A 26,346-nucleotide genomic window follows, 5' to 3' on the forward strand; every position below is an offset into this window, starting at 1 on the left:
GGCCTTTCTATTTGGCTTGGATCTGTCCGATCAGGCAGCGAGCTTGCGCAACACGTACTGCAGGATGCCGCCGTTGAGGAAATATTCCAGCTCGTTGACGGTATCGATCCGGCAACGGGTGAGGAAAGTCTCCTTCGAGCCGTCCTCGCGGGTGAGCTCGACTTCGACATCCTGGCGCGGGCGCAGGCCGGCGACGTTCTTGATCGTGAAGGTGTCGCTGCCCTTGAGCTTCAGCGTCTCGCGGGTCACGCCGTCGGCGAACTGGAGCGGCAGGATGCCCATGCCGACCAGGTTCGAGCGGTGGATGCGCTCGAAGCTCTCGGTGATGACGGCGCGCACGCCGAGCAGGTTGGTGCCCTTGGCCGCCCAGTCACGCGAGGAGCCGGTGCCATATTCCTTGCCCGCCACGATGACGAGCGGCGTGCCGTCCTTCTTGTGGCGCACGGCCGCGTCGTAGATCGGCATGACCTGACCGCCATAGCGCGTCATGCCACCCTCGATGCCCGGAACCATTTCATTTTTAATGCGAATATTCGCGAACGTCCCCCTGACCATGACTTCGTCATTGCCGCGGCGTGCGCCGTAGCTGTTGAAGTCCTTCTTCGAGACCTGATGCTCCTGCAGGAACGTGCCTGCGGGGCTGTCTGCCTTGATCGAGCCGGCCGGGGAGATGTGGTCGGTGGTGATCGAGTCGCCGAGGATGGCGAGCGGCTTGGCGTCGACGATGTCGGTTACCGCCGCCGGGGTCATCGTAAGCCCTTCGAAATAGGGCGGGTTGTGGATGTAGGTCGAGCTGGTCGGCCAGCTATAGGTGTCCGAGCCGACGACGCTGATCTTCCGCCAGTGATCGTCGCCGGCGTACACGTTCGCGTAGCGCGAGCGGAACATGCGGTCGTCGATGTTTGCAGCGATCAGGCCCGCGATTTCCTCGTTCGACGGCCAGATGTCCTTGAGGAACACGTCCTCGCCGTCGGTGCCCTGGCCGATCGGCGTCTCGTACATGTCCTCGGTCACCGTGCCCTTGAGCGCATAGGCGACGACCAGCGGCGGCGACGCGAGGAAGTTGGCGCGGACGTCCGGGCTCACGCGGCCCTCGAAGTTGCGGTTGCCCGAGAGGACCGAGGCGGCGACGATGTCGTTGCCGTTGATCGCGTCCGAGATCGGCTGGGCGAGCGGGCCCGAATTGCCGATGCAGGTCGTGCAGCCATAGCCGACCAGGTTGAAGCCCATCGCGTTCAGGTCTTCGGTGAGGCCCGTCTTGTCGAGATAGTCGGTGACCACCTGCGAGCCCGGCGCCAGCGAAGTCTTCACCCAGGGCTTGCTGCTCAGGCCCTTCGCGCGCGCCTTGCGGGCGACGAGGCCGGCCGCGATCAGCACCGAGGGGTTCGAAGTGTTGGTGCAGCTGGTGATCGCCGCGATCACCACGTCACCGTCGCGGATACCATGATCGGCACCCTCGACCTCGGCGCGCACGGCGTGATCCTTCTTGTAGACCTTGGTCAGGTCGCCGTTGAACACTTCGTCGACGCTGTCGAGGCTCACCCGGTCCTGCGGGCGCTTCGGGCCGGCAAGGCTCGGGCGGACACTGCTCATGTCGAGCTCCAGAGTGTCCGTGAAGATCGGCTCGGGGCCCGACACGTCGTGCCACATGCCCTGCGCCTTGGCATAGGCCTCGACCAGCGCGACGGTCTCGTCCGGACGGCCGGTCAGGCGCATGTAATCGAGCGTCTTGTCGTCGATCGGGAAGAAGCCGCAGGTCGCACCGTACTCGGGCGCCATGTTGGCGATCGTCGCACGGTCCGCCAGCGTCATCGCGTGCAGGCCGGGGCCATAGAATTCGACGAAGCGGCCGACCACGCCCTTGGCGCGCAGCATCTGGGTGACGGTCAGCACCAGGTCGGTGGCGGTGATGCCCTCGCCCAGCTTGCCGGTCAGCTTGAAGCCGACGACTTCGGGGATGAGCATCGACACCGGCTGGCCGAGCATCGCGGCCTCCGCCTCGATGCCGCCCACGCCCCAGCCGAGCACGCCCAGGCCGTTGACCATCGTCGTGTGGCTGTCGGTGCCGACCAGCGTGTCCGGATAGGCGATCGTCGCGGCACCGTCCGCGGTCTTGGACGACCAGATCGACTGCGAGATATATTCGAGGTTCACCTGGTGGCAGATGCCGGTGCCCGGGGGTACGACCGAGAAGTTGTTCAGCGCCTTGGAGCCCCACTTCAGGAACTCGTAGCGCTCGACATTGCGCTCATATTCGAGGGCGACATTGTCCTCGAACGCCTTGGGCGTGCCGAACTCGTCGACCATCACCGAGTGATCGATGACGAGGTGGACGGGGACCTGCGGATTGATCTTGGCGGGATCGCCGCCGAGCTTGGTGATCGCATCGCGCATCGCGGCGAGATCGACCACGCAGGGAACGCCGGTGAAGTCCTGCATCAGCACGCGGGCCGGGCGATACTGGATCTCGCGGTTCGAGCGCGCGTCCTTCTGCCAGTCGACGATCGCCTGGGCATCGTCCTTGGTGACGGTGACGCCGTCCTCGAAGCGCAGCATGTTCTCGAGCAGCACCTTCATCGAGAAGGGCAGGCGGCTGATGTCGCCGAGCTTCTTCGCGGCCTTGGGCAGCGAGAAATAATCATAGCTGGCGGTGCCGACGGTGAGCGTGTCGCGAGTGCCGAGGGTATCGTTTCCGATGGCGGTCATGAGGCGCGGGGTCCTTTCCCTGTCTGTCCGGTCCCGGGCGCTCGGGGGACGCTGGCCTATTGTAGGCCGCGCGGGCGCAACGGGTGCTGCGAATGCGAAGATTCGCGTGCGCCTTAGCGCGGGACGGGGGGGAGGGGAAGGGGAGGCTTATACGCCAACCCCCGCTCCACGCTCGATGCGGCGTTCGGCAGCACGCAGCGGATCGCTAGCGACGCGCGCGCAATGCTTCGAGTCCAGCGACGCGGGCATCGACCGAGGTCAACATCGCCGCCAGGGCATCGACGCGCGCGGCGCGGCGCGATGTCGCACGCAGCACTTCGGCGATGGGCCCCAGCACCAGGCCGATCGCCTTCTTCTCGTCCGGATTGTACGAAGCACCGTCGCTTCGCGGGCCGATCAGCAGATAGCCCACGGTGCCCATGAGATCGCACAGCGCGTGGTGGACCGGGAAAACCCGATCGGGCGGAGCCGCATCCAGATCGAGCAGCACGGCATCGACGCTGGTCTCGTAGGTGGCGATAACGCGCCTGTCGCCATGGCTTTCGAGGACCAGCGCGGCGCTGCGTGCCTGGATGCCGTTGACGATTGCCAGCAGGGTTCCCCGCCCAACTTCTGCCGGATCGTGGTCGATCTTCAACGGCCACAGCTTGGCAGGCAAGCCGCGCAGCTTGACCAGCGCCGGCTGAAAGCGCCGCTCCGCCCAGCCCAGCAGGCGCTCGCGCGTCGGTACGAAGATCGCAGCGGCCACCGCGGTGCTGATGCCGGCGGCGGCGGCGGGCGTCACGGCGTCGCCGACCAGCTTGTCGAGCCAAGTGGTGCTCGCGGCCCAGATCGCGCCGATCAGCAATGTGAGGGCAGCATAGGCTGCCGAGCGACCGATAGCGCCATCGGCATCGTTGGGCCGCCAGCCGGACAATGAGGCAAGCAGTCCGAGTGGTATCACGGCATTGCCGAACGCTATCAGCACCAGCCTGCCAACTTCGACCCCCACCCCGGCCGGTCCCTCCAGCGAGATGCGGTACAAGACGAGGTTCGCCAAGGCGGAGGCGCCGAGACCGACGACAATGGCCAGCGCCGCCCATTTGACTTTCTGCCGCTCGATTCCCGGCGGTGTCGCGCGGTAGCGCAGCACTGCTGCGACGCACGCCGTGAGCACGATCAGCGCGGATAGCCAACTGACCCACCGGCTTATGGCGAAGGACAGCGTCAAGGCGCCGTCCGGCAGGCGATCCGACAATACCAGCATCACGCCGCCGGAGAAATTCAACGAGCCAACAATGGGAGCGACGATCAGCAACAGGCCGCTCCACCGCGGCCGATAGACTCCGTCGGGAAAGGCAGGGATCACTGCTACCAGGCAGGTCGTGCCCAGCACCGGCCCGAGCGTCATTATAAGGTTAAAGGGCAGTGGATCGAGATCTATCCAAGACAGGAAGTCCCAGACCTGGCTGGCGCTGAGCACCAGGCCGATCAGGCCGAAGGAAAGCAGGAACGAGACACCGTCGTCGCGCCGCCGCCACATCAGCATCGAAACCCATAAGCCGATGCCCGCCGCGATCAGCTCCAGCGCCGTGACCAGCCATGGATCCAACAGGGTGTGCCACAACGGGCTGACCGCCTCTGCGTTTGCGGACGAGCGCACGAGCTGTATGTCATAAAGTTCGCCGTCGTCGTCATAATAGGAGAGAGTGACGGCGCTTCCCATCGGGCCGGCCACCCTGCGCGCGAACGCTTCGTAGGAAATGTCGGCGGGCACCGGCTTGCCGTCTATCTCGGCGAGCTGGGTGGCAATCTCGATCTTCTTGGTATCGGGCAGATTGCCGGCACCTTCGACATAGGCTCCCTGCTCACCTTTAAGCCCCAGTGCGGCGAATGGAGCGTCGTACCAAAGATGATTGGTGATCACGCGCCAGCTGCCTCCGACCTGGCCCACCACGGCGCCGAGCAGCAGCAGCATCCAGATCGGCGCGAGCAACCGGCGTAACCAGCGTGGCGGTGCGTGCAACCTGCTTGGCGAAAAGCGCATGATGTCCCCCGTCCCTCCGCGCGCTCCCCTGCACGCTGGCCGGCCAGTCATTGTGACGGGATACGGGCAAAAGACAAACCCCGGCTTGCGGGCGATTTCTCTCACCGGGACAAGTCGGGAGAAGTGATGATGTTCCACATTTGTTCTTCCAATGTAGGAAAATTCCCCATAACTGAGTTGGCTCCTCAAAGATGGAGCGAGTCGGATGGCGGGCGAGTTTGGGCGGCAGCGTTGGTCGGGTGCGGTGCGGGAGGCTTTCCTGCGCGGGGTGGCGGCGCATGGTTCGGTGCGGCGGGCGTGCCGCGAGACTGGGGTGAGTACGGCCGGCGCCTATCATCGGCGCAAGATCGATCCCGACTTCGCGCATCTCTGGGACAAGGCGGTGGCGCGGGCCGGGGAGGCGCGGGCGGCTCGGCTGAGCGAGGCGGCGGAGAAGGCCGAGCGCCGCCGCAACGGCATGTTCCGCGACTATCGCCAGCGGCATGACGGCTGGACCGCGATCCGCACGCGCATCTTCCTGCGGGCGCTCTCCGAGACCGGCTGCGTGCGCGACGCGTGCGTCCGGGCGCGGATCTCCGACACTTCCGCCTATCGGATGCGCAAGCGCGATGCGAAGTTCGCGCTCGCCTGGGACCGGGCGCTCGACCGGGTGGCGCCGACGCTCGAACAGGCAGCCTATGAGCGGGCGGTCGAGGGCTGGGATGAGATCGTCTGGAAGGGCGGCGTCGAGGTCTCGCGCAAGCGGCGCTATTCGGAGGGGCTGCTGCGGCTGCTGATCGAGCGCGGGACCGCGCCTGGCGCGCCGCGGCGCAATGCGACGCAGAAGGAGCTGATCGCCTTTGCCGAGGCGGCGGCCAAGGCGGCAGGCGGGTTCTTCGGCTCGCGGGCGGACCCTGAGGATACCAATGCCGCGATCATGCGGAAGCTCGACATGATCGACAAGGCGCGGGCGATCGCGGCCGCGGACAAGGCGGCGCAGGAGGCGTCGCTCCGGCGGGACGAGGACGAGGGGGAGTATGAGGACGAGTGGGACGAGGATGGGGTGGCCGAGCCTGCGCCGCCGCCTGCCGTGATGCCGCGGATCACCGGGGGTGGGATGGGGTGATGGCTTCCCTGCGTTTTCTTCGCCGGGGAAAGGTAGAAGGAAGATAGGAAGGCGCTGGGCCCCATAGGGCGCGGGCTGGGAGGCCCGCGCCCACCGATGGTGGCCGCCAGAGGGAGCCGGCGGACCGCTAGGCCCCGCATTGGGACGAGGCCATGCTGATATCGGACGGCAAGGCTGCCGTCCGGTTCGCGAATCGCGCTCTGGCTATGGAGGCCCCTCGCGGTGGCTCAAGCGGCGGGGTGCCCATTTTGACGAACGCGTGCGGCTGGGGCGCCGATTTGGGTCAGTCCGTCAGTCGAAGGCGGGGACCTGGGGGCGGCGGGCGAGATAGGCGCGCGAGGGGTCGTCGAGCGGGAAGCCGTTCGCGCCCAGGCGGGCCAGGAGCAGCCGGACGATGGCGAAGCTCTGCGTGCTGGTGGCGAGCGAGTCCGGGCGGTTGAGCCAGTCTTCCGAGACGCGCAACTTCTTGCCGAGCCGCTCGACCCGGCCATCCTCGCACAGGCTGGCAACGCGGCGGCGCACGGTCGCCTCGGGCAGGCCGAGCGCGCGGGCGACGGCGCTGGTGCGGACGGGCGGGCGCAGCGCGTCGGGCGGGGTGGTGCGCCCGTCGGCGTGCAGGCGGGCGAGCGCGCGGTCCTGGTTCAGCAGGCGCGAATTGGCGCAGTAGATGGTCGAGAAGACGACGAGCTCGAGCCAGTCGCCATGGACGCGGCGATTGCTGTCGACGACCGCCAGCATCATGTCGATCGCCGCCTGGACGCCCGAGGCGTGGTGATAGGGGCGGGCGGCGCCGACTTCGGGCATCGGCACGCCATTGTGCGCGAGGTCGGCGACGAAGCGGACCGCGGCGTCGTGCATCAGGGTTAGGAAGGCGACGAGATCGGGCCGGGCGAGCTCGGCGGGGCTGGCATGGACGCCCTCCGCCCCGCGCTCGCACCAGCCGGCATCGACCAGCGCATGGACGTGGCGGCGGACGGTCTCGTAGGGGCGCGACAGCGACATGGCGAGCGAATGGGCGGAGATGCTGGAGGGCGGGTGCTGGCCGGCGGCTTCGAAGCCGTACGTGTCGCGGGTGATCAGCGCGAAGATGGTGACGCGGTCGATATCGCCGTCGAACAGCGGGATGGCGGTGGCGAGGATCGTCGTCTGAAACTCGGCGAGCAGCCGCGTCATCAAGCGGACCGGCGGCGGATCGAGTGGCAAGTGACCTGGCATCTTCTCCGGGAATATCTGGAGGGGCGGGGGAGCGGCGGGAAGATGGATAACGGCCGATTCGTCATTTTGAGTAGCAGGAATCCGTGGTTTTGCACGGGGTTGGCGCGATTTGCATGGTCGGGGCGGCGTCGTGCTAGGGTTCCGGGGAAGGGCCAGGGGGGGCGGGCGATGCGGTGGATCGGGTTGGCGGGACTGGTGCTGATGCTGTGTCCCGGCGTGGCGATGGCGCAGGCGGCCTGCCGGGCCGTCGAGGATGCGCCGTTCCTGGTGATCGATGCCGACAGCGCGGCGCGGCTGGGGGCGATCGGGCTCGACCGGGCGGCGATCTTTGCGCAGATGCACGAGACTTCGGTGCCCGAGACCTCTGGCTGCTGGGCGGATCCCACGGGCAATTTCGACGGGCAACTCGTCTCGGTCGGCATGTCGCAGTGGAATTTCGGGACGGGCAGCCTGCAGCCGCTCCTGAAGGCGTGGAAGCGGGGGCAGCGGCATTTCGGGCGGGCGCGCAAGAGCCTGATGCCGGTCTATGGCAAGACGATCTTCTCGCGCGATTGCCTGGCGGTGCCGGTGCGGGAGAAGTGCCGGGAGAAGATCCTGGCGGCGCATGGGGCGGATGGGAAGCTCGGCCCGGTGCTGCGCGGCGAGCTGGCGGCGCTGTTCGAGAGCGATGCGATGCTGCAGGTGCAGCTCGATACCTATCTGGTGCTGCTCGAGGGGGTGCGGCAGGATCTGTTGCGGGTGTTCCCGGGGCAGCCGATCGGGCTGCGCAAGGTGCGCTGGGCGGTGGACACCAAGGTGCAGCAGGGCGGCTTCCCGCTCGACGAGGATCTGGCGCGGCTGCGGCGCAAGCTGGCGGCGATGCCCGAGGGCGAGCGCTGGGTGCGGCTGGGCGCGATCTTCGCCTGGTATGGCGCGCTGGCGCGGAGCATCGACCAGGACGGCGTGCAGCGCGACTGGGCATGGAACGTGGCACGCTGGGGCTGCATGCTCGACAAAAGGCTGATCGACCCGGAGCAGTATGAGATGCTCCACCTCACCTTCTTGCGGAGCCGCACCGCGATCGGCAATTCGGGGCGCTGGCAGGCGCTCACTTTCGAGCGGCGGGCGAAGATCATCCTCGGGGTGGGCAGCGTATCGGGCAAGGCGGATGGAGAATGTTTGCCCTGACCCCTTGGAACCGGCGGCGGCTACGGCCATTACGTGGGGGAACATTAATCCGGAGTGTGGGCGATGCGTGCTTTGCTGGTGGCGACGAGTTTGTTGGCGGTGGCCGGGTGCGCGAGCCCGCAAAAGGATGCGCGCTACATGGCCGGCCATTTCCGTGCCCAGGCCGACCTCAAGATGGCCGACGGCACCGATGTCGGCAAGGCGATCGCCGAGGAAGTCGACGGGGCGATCCGCGTGATGGTGGAAGTGCACGGCATGACCAAGGGCGTGCACGGCACCCATGTCCACACTATCGGCAAGTGCGACGGCCCCGACTTCGCCAGCGCCGGCGGCCACTGGAACCCGACCGCGCACCAGCATGGCAAGGACAACCCGATGGGCCCGCATTCGGGCGACCTGCCCAACCTCTCGGTGGGCGAGGACGGCCGCGACCGGACGATCTTCGTGCTGCCGGGCGGCACCTATGCCGGACTGCTCGACGAGGACGGCGCCGCGCTGGTCGTCCATGCCAATGCCGACGACTACAAGACCGATCCCTCGGGCAATTCGGGCGGGCGGATCGCCTGCGGCGTCTTCCACGCGATGTGAGCGTGCCGTCGGTCCTGTTCGTATGCCTGGGGAATATCTGCCGTTCGCCGCTCGCCGAAGGTGCGCTGCGGGCGGCTGCTGACCGTGCCGGGATCGAGGTGACGGTGGATTCGGCGGGCACCGGCAATTGGCATGCCGGCGCACCGCCCGACCGCCGGGCGCAGGCGGCGGCAAAGCGGCATGGGACGGACATCTCCGGCCTCAGGGCGCGGCAGGTCCGGCCGGAGGATTTTCGCCGCTTCGACTATGTGCTGGCGCTCGACCGGCAGAACCTGGCGGACCTCGAGGCGATCGCGCCGGCGGACGGCACGGCGGAACTGGGCCTGCTGATGGACCATGTGCCCGGCCGCGCGGGCAGCTCGGTCGCCGATCCCTATTATGGCGAGGACAGCGACTTCGACCTCACCTGGGCGGATGTGAGCGCCGCCGCCGACGCGCTGGTGGCGCGGATCGGGCGGTGACGGCCGACAGCGGGCAGGTGCTGCCGGCCTGATCGAAAAGCCGGCCGGCTAACTCGGGACGGGCACGCCCGGAAGGGTCGAGCCGGGCTCTGGATGAGCGCAATATGTGTCCGGATCGGGCTCCATCGCCTTGACCACAGTGTCGCCGGGTAGTTGCTTGGGTGCCGCCCATAGCTGATAATGGCTCACCCAAGGCGGCTTGTTTTTAAGTGCCAGTGCGCGGTTCTGCAAATCCAGGATCATGTTGTGCGCGGCCGTGCGCCCGCCGCCCGGCTCCACATAAACATCGGACAGTCCGCCGTAGAGCTTGTCCCCCACCTTCAGGCATCCCTCGCCCTCATTCAGTTCGGGATATCCGGGTTTCTTGGGGCCCTGCAACGTCAGGTCGCCCCATGGATTGGAGTTGAGATAGAGATACTCGGTCCGCGGAACCGGCTTGCCGTTGACGAGGTGCTGGTTGCAGATCCGAGTCTCCTGCTTGCCGACGTCTCCCAGGCCCTGGCCCTCCATGCTGCTCACATTCTCGCCGTGCTTCAACGGCGGCAGGGTGGAGCGGCCGAAGACATGAACCTGTTCGGACTTCACGCCGAGCATGCGCAGGATCTGATCCATGACCATCGTCGCTTCCCAGCAGTTGCCGGTCTCCAGCTTCTTGAACGCCTCCGGATGGTCCGCCTTGTCGAGCTTCCCGATCGCCGCAAGCTTGATGTTCTTGTCGAGCAGCCCCCACAGCCGGTCCGCCACACGCACGCCCCAGGATTTATCGAAGTTCGTCGCGCGATCCATGGTGAGCAGCGGCTTGTTGTCGTTGTTCACATGGTATTGGACGGCGCGGGCGAGCGCATGGAGATCGGCGGGATCCTCCGATCCGGCCGGTCCTTTCAGATCCGCATCGTTGCAGTAGTCGATCGCGGTCCTGAGACGGCGCTCGGTCATGGCGAAGGGTTCGTGTGCCTTATGCCGCGAGTTCTCCAGGATCGGCTCGGCGTAGATGACATGGATGCGGTGGGCGCCCGACAGCGAAGCGTCGCCATCGGGCTGCTCGACCCTTGCCCATGCGCCGCCCGGTTCCGCCCTCTGGATATTCCAGGTGATGCTCCTGGCAAAGTACATCAGCTTGTTCGACGGCAACGGCACATTCGCGGTGAGCTTTATGTCTTCCTCGACGCCGGTCGATATCCGGTCCTCGCTTTGGAACTGCAGGTACGGCGCGCCGGGGCAGATGCCGAACAGGCGGTAGGGCGTCCCCTTGGGCTCCACGGTGAGCATCACCGCGAGCGTGATCGTCTGGCCGCGGGTGAACGCCAGCGGGTCGTTTCGATAGGCGTCGAATATCGGCATCCCGAACGGATCGCCCACCGCCTCGTGCGACACGTCGTCGTCGATGTCGTTGATGCCGATCACCCAGAGCGGAAACGTGTGGCACATCTTCTTGAACGCATTGGTGAAGCGGATCTCGCGGAGGCGCGCCTTGGGGAGCGGGCGCGAGAAAACCTGGACGAAATTATCACCCGCCTCGAACTTCAGGACGGACTCGCCAGGGTCGTCGTACAGCGACAACAATCCCTTGGCGGGCGTCTTGGAGATCATCGCCCTGACGAGCGGCGACACGAGCATGCTGATGTCGCCGCCCTTGCCGCCTCCCGCGATGACATATTGGTCTTCTATGACATGCAGGTTGGAAACGCCGACCTGGAACCGGCCCTTCAGGTCCGCGGTCTGCAGGATGTCGAGCCTGCCCTCGAGGCCAATCTTCATTGCCACGGCGAGGTCCGGGATGAAGCCGTTCTCGATCCGTGCCTCGATCGCGGGCGCGGCGATCGTGAAATTCCCTGCGTCATCGAACTGGACGAGAATGTCTTTGACGACCTTGGTATTCTCGCTGCCGGGAATGACCGAGTCATAGGCGTTGAGCGTCCACAGTCCCTTCAGCGCCTTCAGGAACGTGACGCCATCCAGGCCCTGATAGAAGTCGGGAAAGGCATCGAGCGGGGGCAGGACAGTCCCGCCATCGGCAAGCTGGGGCTCATTCGGCAACATCATTCTCCCTGCAGGCGCTTCAAATCGAAGCGGGTCCCAGGACGGGGTCATGGTTGGCGGGAAACGCGCCTGGCGGATGCTTATCCAAATTGCCGGGTAGATGCGATGGCGAATCGTTTAATGGAGCCGGCGTCTATTTGTTGTGTTGCCGGCTCGGAGAACTCGGCCTTTCTTGCCGGCTGCTGGAAAGGCATGTGCCGAGTGCCTGCCGTCCTGGGCGAGAACTTTGGCGGCTATTCGATCGGCGGCGTGCGCGACGCGGGCCGGGATTGCAAGGTCACCGGAGACGGCCGCGCGCGGATGACGCGCGCGGCCGCCGGTTGGTGCCTACCAGCCGAAGGTCATGCCGACCCGGCCGCCGGTCGAGCCCTTGACCGTCGAGCCGGCGAAACCGCCGCTGACCCAGACATGGTCGTCGACCTTGGCGACGGCGGCGCCGGAGAAGCCCTGCTCGCCGCGATAGGTGGCGAGGTTGAACGACACGGCCACGTTCATGTCGCCCGGGATCGTCGTGCCGCCCAGCGCCATCGCCGCTGCGATGCCGCCATTGGCGCGGCGGGCATTCAAGTCGATACGCCCTTCGGCATTGGTCATCCGGGTGCCGAGCGTGCCGATCTCGGTGAGGTCAAGCGACATCGTCGCCAGGTTGCCTGCGGCATCGCTGGTCACCAGGCTGAGCGCCCCCTGCTGCGCGGCCTTGCTCGCCGAGGAGTTGATGCCGGACATGGTGTAGGTCGAACTGCCCGTACCCAGCGCGACCTGGCCGACGCGCGTCGCCGCCGAACCCTGGCCGATCGCGACGCTGCCCGCGGCGCCGGCATTGGCGCCGTCACCCAGCGCGATTGCCGATGCGCCATTCGCGGTGCTCGCGTTGCCCAACGCCACCGCGCCCTGGCCGTTTGCGGTGTTGTTGGCACCGAGGGCGACCGCGCCCTGGCCGGTCGCGACGTTCGGATCGCCGATCGCCACTGCGCCATTGCCGGTCGCGACATTGCCCGCGCCGATCGACACGGCCTGGCCCGAAACGGCGCGCGCGCCATTGCCGATCGCCACCGAGGATTCGCCGCCGGCAACCGAGTTGCTGCCGACCGCGATCGAGTTGGCGCCGGTCGCCTGCGGACCCGCGCCGCTCATGTTGGTGCGGAAATAGGCGCCATTGGCCGCCGCGGTGTTGGCGGTGGTCTGCGCGGTTGCGGCGTTGACGAGGGCGGTGTTCGCGGTGCCCTGCGCGGTTGCGGCATTGGCCAAGGCGGTGTTGGCGGTGCCCTGTGCGGTTGCCGCGTTTGCCAGCGCGGTGTTGGCGGTACCCTGGGCTGTGGAAGCGGCGATCAGCGCCTGGTTGGCGGTGGCGCCGCCGGTGGTCGCGGCTGCCAGAGCATTGTTCGCCGTCGACAGCGCGGTGTTGGCGGTCGCCTCCACTGCGTTGAGCTGAGCGAGGTTGACCGCGTCGGTCGCCGCGGTGCCGGCGGCGACATTGGTGAGCTGGCGCTCGGTGCCTGCCGCGCCCACCGAGACGCTGTTGGCGCGATCGGCTACCGATCCGGCGCCCAGCGCGACGCTGTTGTTGGCGGAGGCGAAGCTGCCATAGCCGAGCGTGACGGTGTCCGAACCGGCCGCCTGGGCGGTTGCGCCGAGCGCGACGCTGCGCGCGCCGGATGCCACGGTCGACACACCCGAGCCGCCGTCCTGGCCGCCGATCGCCACCGACAGCGCGCCCGAAGATGTGGAGTTGAGGCCGACGGCAACCGAGCGGCCGCCGGTCGCCGAAGAGGTCAGGCCGATCGCAACGTCGAACTGGCCGGCGCTGTTTGCGGCGACGCCGAGCGCGACGCTACCGAACGCCGTCGCAGTTGCCGACTGACCGACTGCGGTGGCCGAGTTGCCGCCGCGGGTGCCGGCGCCCAGCGTGGTCGAATTGAAGCCCTGCGACCGCGCGTCGCGGCCCAGCGCGACCGAATCGGCATCGGCGGTAAACGCATCGGCGCCGATCGCGACCGAGCCCGCGCCGGTCGAGGTGGTCGCCGAGCCGATCGCGATGCCGCCAGCGCCGGTCGCGCTGGCATATTGGGTGATGCCGGCATTCGACGTGCCAAGCGTGATCGAATTGGCGCCCGAGCTCGTCGAGCCCATGCCGAGCGCGACGGATCCTGCACCGGTGGCCTGGGTCGCGTAGCCTAGCGCGGTGCTGCTGTCGCCGCTCGCGAGCGCCGCGAGGCCGAATGCCGAGGCGCCGTCGCCGGTCGCCGAGGAGATGAAGCCGACCGCCAGCGCCTGGTCGCCTGCTTCGGTGCCATAGCCGATCGCGATCGAGCCATAATCGGTGCCGAGCGCATTGCGTCCGAAGATGATGCTGTCGCCCAGCGTCGAGGCGGCGGCATCGCCCATTACGATCGAGAAGGCACCCGTGGCATTGGCGTTGCGGCCGATGCCGATCGAAGCAGTGTCATGCGCGGCACTGGCGGCACCGATCGAGATCGACTGGTTGCCGATCGCCTGTGCGACTATGCCGAGCGAGAGCGATTCGGTGCCCGACGCGGAAGCGCCGAAGCCGACCGCCGTGGAGCTGGAGCCGGTCGCGTTCGCGACCGCGCCGATCGCCACCGAAGTGCCCGACGTGGCATCTGCCGAATAGCCGATCGCCACCGATCCGAAGACGGCGGTGTTGCCCGGCCCCTGCACGGTAGCGGCTTCGCCGATCGCGACATTGGAATCGCCGTTGACGGTGACGTCGCCGCAGAGTGCATTGTCGTCCGATCCAGGCTGGAGCGTGCCGACGGGATTGTTGGCGGCGTCGCGGCACTGGGCGTTCTGCGCCTGTGCCTCGCCGGTGGCGAGGATCATCGCGAGCGTGCCCATCGACACGGTGGCGAAGGTGCGCAGCGTGGTGCGGCGGTTGATCCGAATGGTCGTCATGATGTTTCCCTCTTCGTTGCAGTCCCTGTGCGACGGTGCGGGAAAGGATCGGGCAGTCGTTGTGCCCGCGCACCGGCCACCCAAGCCGGTTGCGCCATTCCCGTTGTCGAGAGGGGAAACGGACTTTTCGGCGCAGGCCGGACAGGAGGCGCGTCATTTATTCGAAAAGATGCGGATTCCGCGGAGGCGCGCCGGTCTTTTCCTCGACCGCCGAGCATGTATAAACCGCGATCCGGGCGGGGGCCCAAGGGACGCATAAATGGCAAGAGCCGACGCCGCCTGGCCTGATCATGGCGGAGAAACTGGGGAAATGCTGCGCGCGCCGGGGTTCGCGGCGCAGGGGCTGGGGCCGGTCGCCGGCTGGCCGCCCGCGCTCCGCCAGGCGCTCGACCTGATGCTCGCCTCGCCGCAGCGCGCCTTCGTCACCTGGGGTCCCGATTACGTCTTCTTCTACAACGACCTGATCCTGCAGGCCTATCGCGACGAGAATGCGCGGATCTTCGGCCGGTCCTATCGCGACAGCTGGCCTGAGGTGTGGGCGGAGGTGGGCCGTTATTTCGAGCAGGCCTATCGCGGCGAGGCGGTGCTGCGGCCGGGGCTGCACGTGCAGAGCATGCGCGGCAATGGCGAGCGGATCAACATCCGCGTCGACCTGGCGATGACGCCGATCCGCGATGCCGACGGCACGGTGCTCGGCATCTTCGGGACCAGCGCCGACCGGACCGAGCATTTCCACGCAGTGCAGCGCGAAGGCGAGGCGCGCGCGGCGCTGGAGGAGAAGACGCGGACGCTGGAAGTGGTCAACCGGGCAGGCGCGGCGATCACCGGCGAGCGCGACAGCGCGCGGGTGGCGCAGACCGCAGTGGATGCGGGGGTGGCGCTGATCGCCGCGAATTTCGGCGCCTTCTTCTACAACAATACCGACGAAGCCGAAGGCGAGCGCTACATGCTCTACGCGCTCGCCGGCGCCCCGCGATCCGCCTTCGAGAAATTCCCGATGCCGCGGATCACCAAGCTGTTCGAGCCGACATTCGCGGGCACGGGCATCCTGCGCGTCGACGATATCACTGTCGACGAACGCTATGGCCAGGCGGGGCCGTTCCACGGCATGCCCAAGGGCCATCTGCCGGTGCGCTCCTATCTCGCCGTGCCGGTGCGGACGCCGTCGGGGGACGTGATCGGCGGGCTGCTCTACGGCCATCCCGAGCCCGGCATGTTCGGCGAAGCGGCCGAGGCGAGCCTGCTGAGCCTGGCGGGGCAGGCGGGGCTGGCGATGGACAATGCCCGGCTGTTCGAAGCGGTGGAGCGCGAGCTCGTCCACCGGGCCAGGGCCGAGGAGCAGCTGCGAGTGCTCAACGAGCGGCTGGAGATTCGCGTGGCGGAGGCCGTGCTCGAACGCGAGGCGGTGTTCGCAGCACTCCAGCAGGCGCAGAAGATGGAGACGATCGGCAAGCTGACCGGCGGTGTCGCGCACGACTTCAACAACCTGCTCCAGGTGATCTCGGGCAACCTCCAGCTGCTCGCGCGCGACGTGCAGGGGCAGGAAAAGGCCGAGCGGCGGGTGGCCAATGCGCTGGCCGGCGTGCAACGCGGATCGAAGCTGGCCAGCCAGCTGCTCGCCTTCGGCCGGCGCCAGCCGCTCGAGCCGCGGGTGCTCAATGTCGGCAAGTTCCTGGGCGGCATGGAGGACATGCTGCGCCGCGCACTGGGCGAGGCGATCGCGATCGAAGTGATCACGTCGGGAGGCCTGTGGAACTGCCAGGCCGATCCGACCCAGCTCGAGAATGCGATCCTCAACCTGGCGATCAACGCGCGCGACGCGATGGGAGGGACGGGCAATCTGACGATCGAGGCGGCCAATGCCTCGCTCGACGACGACTATACCCACAGGCTCGAGGACGTGCCGGCGGGGCAATATGTGATGCTGGCGGTGACCGACACCGGCAGCGGCATCGCGCCCGAGCTGATCGAGCAGGTGTTCGAGCCGTTCTTCTCGACCAAGCCCGAGGGGCATGGATCGGGGCTGGGTCTGTCGATGGTCTATGGCTTCGTCAAGCAATCGGGCGGCCATGTGAAGATCTATTCCGAGATCGGGCACGGCACGACGGTGAAGCTGTATCTCCCCCGTGTCAGGAAGCGCGAGGAAGTGCTGGTCGCCTCGCACGAGATCGTGCCGATGCGCGGCGGAAGCGAGACGATCCTGGTCGCCGAGGACGATCCCGATGTGCAGGCGACCGTGGTCGAGCTGCTGACCGAGCTCGGCTACACCGTGCTGCGCGCCAATGACGCGCAAAGCGCGCTCAGCGTGATCGAGAGCGGCGTGGCGATCGACTTGCTGTTCACCGACGTGGTGATGCCCGGCGCGCTCAAGAGCCCCGAGCTGGCGCGGCTGGCACGGGCGCGGCTGCCCGAGCTGCGGGTACTGTTCACCTCGGGCTATACCGAGAATGCGATCGTCCATGACGGGCGGCTGGATGCCGGGGTGGAGCTGCTCTCCAAACCCTATTCGCGCGAGCAGCTGGCAAAGAAGGTGCGCGCGGTGATCGAGGCGAGGGGCGGGAAGAAGAAGGGGTGACCTGCTCCCCTCCCTTGCAGGGAGGGGAGTTAAGAGAGCAAAGGATACCGCTCCACCACGTCATACCACGCGCCGTTATGGCCGAGATGGCTTTCGAACAGGTAGAAATGCTCGAGCGCGAAGGGCGAGCTGGCGAGGCCGGCATGCGCCTCGACGAAGTTCGCCAGCGCTTCGCTGGGCGTGTTCATCCGGGCGAGGGTGATGTGGGGGAGATAGGCGCGGCGCTCGGGTTCCTGCCCGGCGCGGACCAACGCCTGGTCGATCTTGTGGTGGAGCCCGGCCAGCCCTTCGCGCGGGCGGACGCCGGCCCAGAGCGCATTGATCCGGCCGCGGCTGTCGAAGGTCCCGACGCCTTCCAACGCGACTTCGAGCGGCGGCCAGCGGACGCCCGACAGCGCGAGCGCGGCATCCTCGGCGGCGCGCTCGTCGATCTCGCCGATGAACCGCAGGGTGATGTGGAGCTGCCCGTCATCCTGCCAGCGCGCGCCGGGAATCCCGCCCATCAGCGCGAGCAATTGGGCACGAATGGCGGCGGGTGGACGCAGGCCGACGAACAGGCGGATCATACCAAGGCACTAGACGCCCCGGTTTCGCTTGAAAACACCCCGTATCAGGGCGATATTACACCCATGTCCGGCAGGTGCCGGAAAAAGGAGTTTCAAATGGCTAACTGGTCGGATCCCCGGACGGACGCGCCCTATGCAAGCGTCGGCGCAAGCGCCGATGTGCGCGACGCGGGGCTCAGGTCCTACATGCTGTCCGTCTACAACTATATGGCCTCGGGCGTGTTGCTGACCGGCATCGTCGCGCTGGTCTTCGCCAAGAGCGGCGCGATCGACACGCTGTTCGCCCAGCAGCCGAACGGCGGCACTTCGATATCGCTGCTCGGCTGGATCGTCATGCTGGCGCCGCTCGGCGTCGTGATGGTGATGAGCTTCGGCCAGCGCAGCCTTTCGACGCCGGCGATGCAGGTACTCTACTGGGTCTATGCCACGCTGATGGGCCTGTCGCTTTCGACGATCTTCCTGCAATACACCGATACCTCGATCGCGCAGGTTTTCTTCGCGACGGCGGCCGGCTTTGCGGGCCTCAGCCTGTGGGGCTACACCACCAAGCGCGATCTTTCGGGGCTGGGCACCTTCCTGATCATGGGCGTGGTCGGCCTGATCGTCGCTTCGGTCATCAACCTGTTCATGCAGTCGGGCACGCTGAGCCTGGCGATCAGCGCGATCGGCGTGCTGCTGTTCGCGGGGCTGACCGCCTATGACACGCAGAAGATCAAGAGCATGTACGCCTATGTCCGCGGCACGGACATGATGGGCAAGGCCGTGATCATGGGCGCGCTGACGCTCTATCTCGACTTCATCAACATGTTCCTGTTCCTGCTGCGCCTGTTCGGCAGCCAGCGGAACTAGTTTCCGGCAACGGAAAGCAGATCACGGCCCGGCGGGGAAACTCGCCGGGCCGTTTTCTTTTGCGTCCAGCAGATGCCCGCGCGGGAACGCGAATCGCGGGGCGTTCGTTACAGCAGGGCAACGCTCAGGAGAGTGAAAATGAACGCGAACCCGATCGACCCGGCTCTGGACCATATGTCGGTGGCACCGGGCCCCGAGGAAGAAACCAAGCGGACGGCGGTACAGTCGGCCGATGCCGGCACCGACGAATCGATTGCCGAGCGGCTGTACCGCAATCCGGACAGCAAGGAGGCGCGGCTAGACCGCGGGCTCGACGAATCGATGGATGCGTCGGACCCGCCCGCATCGACCCAGCCGGTGCACAGCCACGGCCATAGCGAGCTTCCCGAAAGCTCGGGCTACGACCCGAAGAAGGAAGCCAAGCTGGCTGCGGGCGAGCAACAGGGCGTGATCGGCAAGATCCTGTCCAAGATCGGCCTCGGCTAAGCCCGGATGGCAGCCTCGCCCGCGTCTGGCTGGCGCGGTAACATCGTCATCTATGCGGCGCTTGCCGCAAATTTCGGAATCGCGGTCGCCAAGTTCGTGGCGGCCGCGATTTCGGGTTCTTCCTCGATGCTCACCGAAGGCGTGCACAGCCTGGTCGACACGGGTAACCAGGGCCTGCTCCTCTATGGGCAGCACCGTGCCAAGCGCGCGCCCGACAGCGACCACCCCTTCGGCTATGGCCGCGAGCTCTATTTCTGGGCCTTCATCGTCGCGATCCTGATCTTCGGGCTGGGTGCCGGCGTATCGGTCTATGAAGGCTGGAAGCATATCGCCGAGCCGGAGCCGCTGCGCGATCCGCTGATCAACTATATCGTGCTCGCCATCGCCTTTGCGCTGGAAGGGACAAGCTGGTGGATCGCGATGCGCGAGTTCGGCCAGAGCAAGGGCGATCATGGCTGGTGGCAGGCGATCAAGGCATCGAAGGACCCCGCCGGCTTCATCGTGCTGTTCGAGGATTCGGCGGCGCTGGCCGGCCTGATCGTCGCGGGTGCGGGCGTGTGGGCCAGCCACCATTATGGCGACCCGCGGATCGACGGCTGGGCGTCGATCATCATTGGCGTGATCCTCGCCGGCGTGGCGATGCTGCTCGCGCGCGAATCCAAGGGGCTGCTGATCGGCGAGCGCGCTAACCCGGACATGATCGCGGCGATCCGCACCTTGCTCGAGGCCGAGCCCTGCATCACGCATGTGAACCATATCCGCACGATCCACACCGCGCCGGATAAGGTGTTCGTGGCGGTGAGCGCGGACTTCTCCGACACGCTGCCGATGGGCGAGGCGGAGAGCCTGATCGAACGGCTGGAGCACCGGCTGAAGGCGCAGGAGCCCAAGCTCAGCTCGATCTATATCCGCCCCGAGAAGCGTGAGGATGCGGTGGACGCCGTGGCGATGGGGTGAGCGCTCAGCCGCGCGGCTGAGCGCGGATCTCGCGCCAATATTCCTCCGCGACATCTGCGTCGATTTCGACCGGCATGGTGCTGCCCGGATAGAGCCGGTCCTGCCCATCCTTGCGCGGGCCCGAGATCCAGTAATGATCGCCGGTCCGAACCTCGAAATAATTGGCCTTGAAGCCCTGGCCGCCGAGCTTCTGGAAGGTGTGGCCCTGATAATGGACCGAGCTACCCGATTGCGACAGCGTCACGCGCCCGATCCGCGCGGGGCCGTTGAGCCCCTCGGACTTGTCCTCGACATACATGATCCGGGTCTTGCGGGCGCTCATCCTTGCCTTCCCTTGCAGCCAGCCGCGAACCGCCCTTCCATAAGCAAAGCGGGCGGCGCGCGCTATCCTCTGCCCCAGCGGCATGCTAGGCCAAGCCATCGCGGGCAGTTCCACCATGTAGGCGCCCGCGGCTGAGAGACCTGTGCGCTCCCGCTTACATGTTGCGGAGCATTTCATGGACCCCAATCCAAGCCCGGAATCCCAGGAAACGCCCTCGCCGGCGGCCGAAGAAGTGGCGCCGGAACGCACCCGGACCAATGGTTTTCGCAAGCGCTTCACCACCGTGCGGCTGGAGCCTGCCTCCGCCGAGCGGCAGGGCCGCATCGCCCGGCTGGCCTTCGAGGCGCTGGGCCGCGAGGCAGCGACGGAGTTTTTGAACGGCTTCGACGAGAAGCTCGGCGGGCGACCGCTCGACCTGGCGGTGGCCAGCGCCGACGGGCTCGCCGCGGTGGAGCAGGCGATCGCGGCGCGCAAGGCGGCCGCATGCTGAGCGGCACAGTCTATTTCTACCACGCCCCGAGCGGCTTCGGGGTGATCCGCCCGGATCGGGGCGGGGACGACGCCTTTGTCCATGTCAGCGCGGTGACGGTTGCCGGCCTCGGCGCGCTCGAGCCGCGCCAGCGCGTCACCTATGCGCTGCGCACCGACGCGCGCGGCCAGACCTGTGCCCAAGACCTGAAGCTTTGCTGCTGAACCCGGGCGGCGAGCTCGCCCGCGCGCACGCCACGCTGGAGCGCGGCGCGTATTTTCTGGGGCAGGGGCTCGGCCTCGACGCCGGCCTGCCGCGCGCGATTTCGGGACGGTACCGGGCCAAGGTGATCGGCAACGGCCTGCGCGAACTCGATCGCTTCCTCCAGCATCTCGTCCAGGCGCTGGCGAGCGCGCGCGGCATCCTGCTTTCCGAGCGCGAGCGCAACACCGCCAACAAGGTGGCGCGGTTGCGGCATCTCCTCGGCGTGGCCGATCCCGACCGGGCGCGGCTGCTCGCGCTCGGGCGGACGCGCGACTGCCTGTTCCATTGCGGCGGGCTGGTGCGGCGCGGCGATGCGCAGGACGGCGGTGCGATGACGCTCGGCTGGCACGGCACCGGCGGGATCGCGCTGCGCCGCGTTGCAGTGGGCGAGCGGCTGGAGCCGTCCGCGCCCGAGTTGCTCGAGATCTGCCTCTATTATCGCGCGCTTGCCGGGCAGCTGTTCAAGGAGGCGGGGGTGGTGATGCCTGCGCTACGATCCATTCGCGGAACGCCGCCATCGCCGGGCTTGGCGCGCGCGACTGGAGCCAGGTCAGCCAGTAGCGGCCGGTAGCGACCTCGAGCGCGAAGGGGCGGACGAGCCGGCCTTCGTCGAGAGGGCGGGCGAGCATCGCGGGCGGGGCGAGCGCGACGCCCGCGCCTTGGATCGCCGCCTCGGCCATTGCCAGCGAGCTGTCGAACACCGGGCCGCGGAGCGGCGGTGGGGCGATGCCGGCAAGCGCGAACCAGCGCGGCCATTCGTCGGCGCGGTAGGAGCGAAGCAGGGGCAAGGCGAGCAGGTCGGCGGGTGTTGTGAGGCGCGCGGAGAGCTCAGGCGTGCACAGCGGCGTGAGGGCCGTCTCGATCAGCGGCACCGCCTCGGTCCCGTGCCAGGCGCCGGCGCCGAAGCGGATCGCATAGTCGAGCCCTTCGCCGGCGAGATCGACGCGGTTGTTGTTGGTGAACAGGCGCAGGTCGATACGCGGATGGGCCGCGTGGAAATCGGGCAGGCGCGGGAGCAGCCAGCCGGTGGCAAAGGTGCCGACCGCGGCGACCGAGAGCAGTTGCGCCGCGGTGCCGCTGGTGATTCCCTCGACCAGCTCGGCAATGCGATCGAAGCTGTCGGCGAGCGCGGGGAGCAGGGCCTGCCCCTCGTCGGTGAGTGCCAGCCCGCGCGGCAGGCGGCGGAAGAGCTGCGCGCCCAATCGCTCCTCCAGCCCCTTCACCTGGTGGCTGATCGCCGCCTGGGTCACGCACAGCTCGATCGCGGCGCGGGTGAAGCTGAGATGCCGTGCGGAAGCCTCGAAGGCGCGCAGGGCGTTGAGGGGGAGATGGGGGCGGACCATGGGCGCCCGAGCATAAGTTTATCTAATGGCGGGCGCCAGCCTTGCTGGGCAGAGCGGTGCAGCCTCCGCCCATGTCCACGAACCGCCCGCCCTTCGCGATCGGACGGACCGACAGCAGCGCCGCCAATGCGTGTCCCGGCTCCTCGATCATCGGCAGGTGCCCCGAATTCTCGAACCAGCATATCGCCCGCGACGGAGCGGACAGGCGGCCGATCCAGTCGGCGGCGATGGCCGAAGGGGTGGTGCTGTCATGCCGGCCGAGCAGGAAGATGACGGGCACGCCGAGGCGGTGCACGCCGGCGAAGGACACGTCGGCCAGCCGTGGCCAGAGCGTCGTGACGGTGAAGGCGCTTCCCTTGGCCCAGGCCGCGCGGTCCTGCGCGGTGTAGAGCGGCGAGAGCTTCGTCGCATTGAAGTAGAAATCGGCATCGGGGCGCAGGCCGGCCAGCGACCCGTAGCGGTTGGCCCATTTCCGCCAGGCATCGGCCTGGGCGATGGTGAACGGCCCGGCATCGGGATAGGGCCGGAGCGCGGTTACGGCGCGCACCGCCGCAGTATCGCCGCGTTCGCGCGCAGTCTCCAGCGTGCGCTGCATGCCGACCCGCTCATTCTCCCGGAAGTCGATGAGCTGGCCCATGCCCAGATAGGCGTATAGGAGGTCGGGGCGCTTCCGGGCAACGGCAAGGCCCACCGCCGAACCGAAGCTGTGGCCGAGAAGGAAGACCTTCTTCTGCCCGAGCCGTTGGCGCAGCTGCTCGATCAGCTCGATCGCATCGTCGCGGTAGCGCTCCAGCGTGAGGGTAGGGGCGATCGTGGCGGGGTCGTTGAGCGGATAGGATCGCCCGGCCCCGCGCTGGTCCCACTGGACGACCGTGAAGAAGTCCTCCCAGGGATGCTGGAAGCTCCACGCCATCGGCATCTCGACCGAGCCGGGGCCGCCATGGATGTAGATCAGGATCGGGTTGGTCCGGTCGCTGCCCCGGATGTTGACGACTTGCCGGGCACCGCCCAGCTCCAGCGTCAGGGTTTCGTCGATGCCGCGCGGCGTCACGATCTTCTGGATGTCGCCGACGATCGCGCGCGCTTCCTCCAGGCCCGCGCTCGGGTCCGGGGTTTGCGGGTGCTGTTGCTGCGCCGACAGCGGCTGGCACGCCAGAAAAGCGAGCGCTGCAACCAGCGCCGATCGAGTGCGTCGCTTCATCACCTGCACTAGGACGCTCCAGCGGCGCGATCGTTCAACCCGGCCGCGTCAAGTCCCGCGGATGCGAGTCAGTCGATGGCCTCGATGCCCTGCGCCTTCAGCCGTTCGAGCGCATCCTTCATGTGCTTCAGATGTTCGGGCGAATGGCCTTCCCACTGCGCGACTTCGCCGATGACGCGGAGCGGTGCCGCCGAGCGGTAGGAAAGCGTGGGGTTGCCGGGGAATTTCTGGTCGGTGAGGTTGGGGTCGTCGACGAATTCGCCGGTCGGCTCGACGATGTAAATGCGCTCGCGACCTTCGCCGGCGGCCAGCTCGGCGCCCCAGATCGCCGCGTCGAGCGTGCCGGTGAGATAGACCCAGGAGGCGGATTTGCGCGCGCCATAGTTGGAGTTGTGGCCCGCCGCGATCAGGTCGCCGGGCCGCAGGTCCGCGCGGGTGCCGTGATAGTAGATCATGTGCTGCTCCTCAGCGTGCGAATCGAGGGCAGCTTCATGGAACAGGGACCCCGGCTTGCCGCAAGCCCGGTTTCGGGGTAGACAATGATAGTGGGAAGGGACGCTCCGGCTCGGAAGCGCCCCCGCATCCCTTATTTCTTCAGGATATCCAGCGCCGCGGACGTCATCGCCTCGGTCGCGGTGCCGATCACCTTTTCCGCGTCCGGCGCCCAATAGGCGCTGTGGAGAGAGGGGAGGGGCTTCCTGCCATTGTCCGACGCCGCCCATTTGTCCGCCGGCACGCCGCCGACCCAGAAGATCAGGCTCTGGATCGACTGATCGGCGAGCCAGTAGCGGCTGAAATCCTCGCCGCCCATCACGGCCTTGGACTCGACCACGCGGTCCTTGCCGAAGCGGCTGGTCCATAGCGTCTTCATCCGGTCCGACAGCGGCTGGGTGTTGAAGGTGGCGGGGGTGAAATTGTCGCGGACCTTCACTTCGGGCATGCGGTCGTCGGGCACGCCGGCGGCGATCGCCTCGCCCTTCGCGATGCGTGCGATGCCGTCGAGCAGGAGCTTGCGGACCTCGGGCTTGAAGCTGCGCACGGTGATCAGCATCGTCACTTCGCTGCCGATGATGTTGTGCGTCGAGCCGCCCTTGATCATGCCGACCGTGACCACCGCGGCCTCCTGCGGATCGACTTCGCGGCTGACCAGGGTCTGCAGCGCGCCGACGATGCGCGCCGCGAGGACGATCGGGTCCCTGGTGGTCTGCGGATAGGCGCCATGGCCGCCGACGCCCTTCACGAGGATATCGACCGAGTCGACGTTGGCCAGCGCATAGCCGGGGGTCACGCCGATCTGGCCGGCGGGCTGGCTGGCGCTGTCGTGGAAGGCGAGGGCAAATTGCGGCTTGGGGAAGCGCGTGAACAGGCCGTCCTCGAGCATCGCCTTGGCACCGGCGCCGCGCTCTTCGGCGGGCTGGGCGATCATCACCACGGTGCCGTGCCATTTCGACTTCATCGCCGCCAGGTTGCGCAACGTGCCGATCCAGCTCGCCATGTGCGTGTCGTGCCCGCAGGCATGCATCACCCCGGCCTCGACGCCGTCATCGGTGGTGGCGCGGACCTTGGAGGCGAAGGGAAGTCCGGTCGCCTCGGTGACGGGCAGGCCGTCCATGTCGGCGCGGATCAGCAGGACCGGTCCGGGGCCGTTCTCGAGCACGGCGACGACGCCGGTGCCACCGACCTGCTCGGTGATCTTGTAGCCGGCCTTGCGCGCTTCCTCGGCGAGCTTGGCGGCGGTCTTCAGCTCATGGAGGCTGAGTTCGGGGTTCGCGTGGAAATCGCGGTAGAAGTCCATCAGCTGGGGGAGCGCGGCCTGGGTCGCGTCGTGCACCGGATCGGCGGAGGCAGGCGTGGCGAAGCTCATCGCACTGGCGAGAAGAAGCGTACGGAGCATTTGGTTCCCCCTGGATGGAGGCGGGAGTGTCGCTTGGGGCGGGCGGGGTGTCAAACGGGTGCGGTGGGTAAGGGCGAACTGAAACGGGGGCGCCTGGCTCTCCCCTCCCTGGAAGGGAGGGGTTGGGGGTGGGTACCGCCGAGGCACTCGGCGGTCCTCTGCAGAATGTGCTGGGCGGCACCGTGAGGGTTAGTGAGCACGTCGCTGTTCCAGAGGGATAACGGTCCAGCCTTGTGTTTCAAGGAATGCCGTTCTTCGTGCGTCCGCTTCGACGGTATCCAGGCGCTGGCTACCGTCGAACTCGATTGCAAGCTTCGCGCGGCGGCATACGAGGTCGATGATATACGGCGGTTCAATATGCTGGCGGGTGAAGGCCGGGCGGAAGCGGGAGATGCGGCGCCAGATTTCGCGCTCTCCCGGCGTGGGGTTGTTGCGCAGTTCGCGTGCCCGGGCGGTCAGCTTGGGATCGATGCGGCGGAGCATGGATGAGCTTGTCATGGCGAGCTGTGCTCGCCAACCCACCCCTGACCCCTCCCTTTCAGGGAGGGGAATCTGGTCAGCCCTCCGCTAACCCGCCGGCACCAGCTCGATGATGTCGAGCTTCGATTCGAAACCGGGATAGGGGAAGACCATCCGCCAGCGCTTTTCGTCGATCCGCTCGACATAGCCGATCATGTCACGCTTGCGATCGGCGCCGTAGCGCAACGGGGCGGTCTCGTCGCCGAGGACGAGGACGCCGACGAACATCGCGCGTGCATCGGTGTTGGGATAGATCAGGCCGTCCGGACGCTGCTCGCTGTCGGTCCTGAGGAAGTGCAGCGCATCGCCGCGCGGGGCGATGGTGCAGTTGCCGGCGGGATAGGCGGTGAAATAGCGCGTCACCGGCTGCTGCGAGCCAAGCTTGAAGGTGCGGCAGCGATACGCGCCCGCCGGGGGCATCGCCGAGCCGAGTGCGACATCGGGATCGAACAGCTTGGGATCGGCTGCGATCGCCGCGGGCGCCTCGGCCTTGGCGGGGGCGAGACCCGCGTCCCAGGCCTTGCGCCAGTTGCGCATGCGATCGGCGTCCGCATCGGTAGCGACCTTGCGCCAGCCCCAGCCGGCCGGCGGCTCGCTGGTCGTCGCTTCGCGATAGACATTGCAGCCGGTGAGGCCGAGCGCGAGCAACGCGGCGGCGGGGACCCAGTTCATGCGCTTCA

At 67.4% G+C, this 26,346-nt stretch carries 24 protein-coding genes; 11 read left to right on the forward strand and 13 right to left on the reverse strand.

Going from position 1 to position 26,346, the window contains the following annotated elements; genetic code table 11:
• Positions 1-30: 30 nt before the first annotated feature.
• Positions 31-2,706 (reverse strand): aconitate hydratase AcnA, encoded by a 2,676-nt coding sequence (acnA, locus tag AC1RPL_RS09850; protein WP_493069126.1) that lies wholly within the window; start codon positions 2,704-2,706, stop codon positions 31-33.
• Positions 2,707-2,911: 205 nt separating this feature from the next.
• A complete protein-coding gene (locus tag AC1RPL_RS09855; protein WP_493069127.1) occupies positions 2,912-4,663 on the reverse strand; it encodes a hypothetical protein in 1,752 nt (583 codons plus the stop codon).
• A gap of 274 nt (positions 4,664-4,937) precedes the next feature.
• On the opposite strand from AC1RPL_RS09855, the gene AC1RPL_RS09860 reads away from it, so the two are divergent.
• A complete protein-coding gene (locus tag AC1RPL_RS09860) occupies positions 4,938-5,837 on the forward strand; it encodes a hypothetical protein (protein WP_493069128.1) in 900 nt (299 codons plus the stop codon).
• Positions 5,838-6,128: 291 nt separating this feature from the next.
• Here AC1RPL_RS09860 and AC1RPL_RS09865 read toward each other — a convergent pair whose 3' ends face one another.
• On the reverse strand, positions 6,129-7,010 hold the full coding sequence (locus AC1RPL_RS09865) for a helix-turn-helix domain-containing protein (protein ID WP_493069129.1): 882 nt from the start codon (positions 7,008-7,010) through the stop codon (positions 6,129-6,131).
• Positions 7,011-7,220: 210 nt separating this feature from the next.
• Here AC1RPL_RS09865 and AC1RPL_RS09870 point away from each other — a divergent pair, with 210 nt between their 5' ends.
• The 3 genes from AC1RPL_RS09870 (at position 7,221) to AC1RPL_RS09880 (ending at position 9,268) form a co-directional block, all read left to right on the forward strand.
• The gene (locus AC1RPL_RS09870) at positions 7,221-8,219 is read left to right on the forward strand and encodes a hypothetical protein (RefSeq protein ID WP_493069130.1); all 999 of its coding nucleotides are present in this window, start codon (positions 7,221-7,223) and stop codon (positions 8,217-8,219) included.
• A 63-nt stretch (positions 8,220-8,282) separates the two neighbouring features.
• A complete protein-coding gene (locus tag AC1RPL_RS09875; RefSeq protein ID WP_493069131.1) occupies positions 8,283-8,807 on the forward strand; it encodes a superoxide dismutase family protein in 525 nt (174 codons plus the stop codon).
• The gene (locus AC1RPL_RS09880; protein WP_493069132.1) at positions 8,804-9,268 is read left to right on the forward strand and encodes a low molecular weight protein-tyrosine-phosphatase; all 465 of its coding nucleotides are present in this window, start codon (positions 8,804-8,806) and stop codon (positions 9,266-9,268) included. The genes AC1RPL_RS09875 and AC1RPL_RS09880 overlap by 4 nt, the downstream gene beginning before the upstream one ends.
• A 48-nt stretch (positions 9,269-9,316) precedes the next feature.
• Here AC1RPL_RS09880 and AC1RPL_RS09885 read toward each other — a convergent pair whose 3' ends face one another.
• Entirely contained in the window at positions 9,317-11,359 is a 2,043-nt protein-coding gene (locus AC1RPL_RS09885) for a hypothetical protein (protein WP_493069133.1), read from the reverse strand.
• 276 nt (positions 11,360-11,635) lie between these two features.
• A complete protein-coding gene (locus AC1RPL_RS09890; RefSeq protein ID WP_493069134.1) occupies positions 11,636-14,221 on the reverse strand; it encodes a hypothetical protein in 2,586 nt (861 codons plus the stop codon).
• Positions 14,222-14,480: 259 nt separating this feature from the next.
• Here AC1RPL_RS09890 and AC1RPL_RS09895 point away from each other — a divergent pair, with 259 nt between their 5' ends.
• Positions 14,481-16,796 (forward strand): ATP-binding protein, encoded by a 2,316-nt coding sequence (locus AC1RPL_RS09895; RefSeq protein ID WP_493069135.1) that lies wholly within the window; start codon positions 14,481-14,483, stop codon positions 16,794-16,796.
• A 29-nt stretch (positions 16,797-16,825) separates the two neighbouring features.
• Here the strand turns inward: AC1RPL_RS09895 and thpR are convergent, their stop codons facing one another.
• The gene (gene thpR / locus AC1RPL_RS09900) at positions 16,826-17,362 is read right to left on the reverse strand and encodes an RNA 2',3'-cyclic phosphodiesterase (protein WP_493069136.1); all 537 of its coding nucleotides are present in this window, start codon (positions 17,360-17,362) and stop codon (positions 16,826-16,828) included.
• A 96-nt stretch (positions 17,363-17,458) separates the two neighbouring features.
• Here thpR and AC1RPL_RS09905 point away from each other — a divergent pair, with 96 nt between their 5' ends.
• The 3 genes from AC1RPL_RS09905 to AC1RPL_RS09915 all read left to right on the forward strand — a co-directional run bounded on the left by AC1RPL_RS09905 (position 17,459) and on the right by AC1RPL_RS09915 (position 19,654).
• Positions 17,459-18,211, forward strand: coding sequence for a Bax inhibitor-1/YccA family protein (locus AC1RPL_RS09905; protein WP_493069137.1), 753 nt, complete (start codon positions 17,459-17,461; stop codon positions 18,209-18,211).
• A 138-nt stretch (positions 18,212-18,349) separates the two neighbouring features.
• Positions 18,350-18,697 (forward strand): hypothetical protein, encoded by a 348-nt coding sequence (locus AC1RPL_RS09910; RefSeq protein WP_493069138.1) that lies wholly within the window; start codon positions 18,350-18,352, stop codon positions 18,695-18,697.
• 6 nt (positions 18,698-18,703) lie between these two features.
• Positions 18,704-19,654 carry a cation diffusion facilitator family transporter gene (locus AC1RPL_RS09915; protein ID WP_493069139.1) on the forward strand — a complete coding sequence of 317 codons (951 nt, stop codon included), beginning with the start codon at positions 18,704-18,706 and terminating at the stop codon, positions 19,652-19,654.
• 4 nt (positions 19,655-19,658) lie between these two features.
• Here AC1RPL_RS09915 and AC1RPL_RS09920 read toward each other — a convergent pair whose 3' ends face one another.
• Complete coding sequence (locus tag AC1RPL_RS09920) at positions 19,659-19,976, reverse strand: 1-deoxy-D-xylulose-5-phosphate synthase (protein ID WP_493069140.1); 318 nt, start codon at positions 19,974-19,976, stop codon at positions 19,659-19,661.
• 175 nt (positions 19,977-20,151) lie between these two features.
• On the opposite strand from AC1RPL_RS09920, the gene AC1RPL_RS09925 reads away from it, so the two are divergent.
• From AC1RPL_RS09925 to AC1RPL_RS09935, 3 genes are read left to right on the forward strand one after another with little or no spacing between them, the layout of a single operon-like run.
• Positions 20,152-20,466 carry a hypothetical protein gene (locus AC1RPL_RS09925; protein WP_493069141.1) on the forward strand — a complete coding sequence of 105 codons (315 nt, stop codon included), beginning with the start codon at positions 20,152-20,154 and terminating at the stop codon, positions 20,464-20,466.
• A complete protein-coding gene (locus AC1RPL_RS09930; RefSeq protein ID WP_493069142.1) occupies positions 20,460-20,669 on the forward strand; it encodes a cold-shock protein in 210 nt (69 codons plus the stop codon). The genes AC1RPL_RS09925 and AC1RPL_RS09930 overlap by 7 nt, the downstream gene beginning before the upstream one ends.
• Complete coding sequence (locus tag AC1RPL_RS09935) at positions 20,660-21,280, forward strand: hypothetical protein (protein ID WP_493069143.1); 621 nt, start codon at positions 20,660-20,662, stop codon at positions 21,278-21,280. The genes AC1RPL_RS09930 and AC1RPL_RS09935 overlap by 10 nt, the downstream gene beginning before the upstream one ends.
• Here AC1RPL_RS09935 and AC1RPL_RS09940 read toward each other — a convergent pair.
• The 6 genes from AC1RPL_RS09940 to AC1RPL_RS09965 all read right to left on the reverse strand — a co-directional run bounded on the left by AC1RPL_RS09940 (position 21,171) and on the right by AC1RPL_RS09965 (position 26,338).
• Positions 21,171-22,052 (reverse strand): LysR family transcriptional regulator, encoded by an 882-nt coding sequence (locus tag AC1RPL_RS09940; protein WP_493069144.1) that lies wholly within the window; start codon positions 22,050-22,052, stop codon positions 21,171-21,173. The genes AC1RPL_RS09935 and AC1RPL_RS09940 overlap by 110 nt on opposite strands.
• A gap of 22 nt (positions 22,053-22,074) precedes the next feature.
• Entirely contained in the window at positions 22,075-23,253 is a 1,179-nt protein-coding gene (locus AC1RPL_RS09945; protein WP_493069145.1) for an alpha/beta fold hydrolase, read from the reverse strand.
• A gap of 68 nt (positions 23,254-23,321) precedes the next feature.
• Positions 23,322-23,708, reverse strand: a complete 387-nt coding sequence (gene arr / locus AC1RPL_RS09950) for an NAD(+)--rifampin ADP-ribosyltransferase (protein ID WP_493069146.1) — start codon at positions 23,706-23,708, stop codon at positions 23,322-23,324.
• A gap of 131 nt (positions 23,709-23,839) precedes the next feature.
• The gene (locus AC1RPL_RS09955; protein ID WP_493069147.1) at positions 23,840-25,147 is read right to left on the reverse strand and encodes an amidohydrolase; all 1,308 of its coding nucleotides are present in this window, start codon (positions 25,145-25,147) and stop codon (positions 23,840-23,842) included.
• 189 nt (positions 25,148-25,336) lie between these two features.
• Positions 25,337-25,630, reverse strand: a complete 294-nt coding sequence (locus tag AC1RPL_RS09960) for an endonuclease domain-containing protein (RefSeq protein ID WP_493069148.1) — start codon at positions 25,628-25,630, stop codon at positions 25,337-25,339.
• A gap of 84 nt (positions 25,631-25,714) precedes the next feature.
• Positions 25,715-26,338 carry a DUF4893 domain-containing protein gene (locus tag AC1RPL_RS09965; protein ID WP_493069149.1) on the reverse strand — a complete coding sequence of 208 codons (624 nt, stop codon included), beginning with the start codon at positions 26,336-26,338 and terminating at the stop codon, positions 25,715-25,717.
• Positions 26,339-26,346: the final 8 nt, after the last annotated feature.

It is taken from the genome of Sphingomonas sp. GW821-FHT12D09 (genome assembly GCF_058807215.1).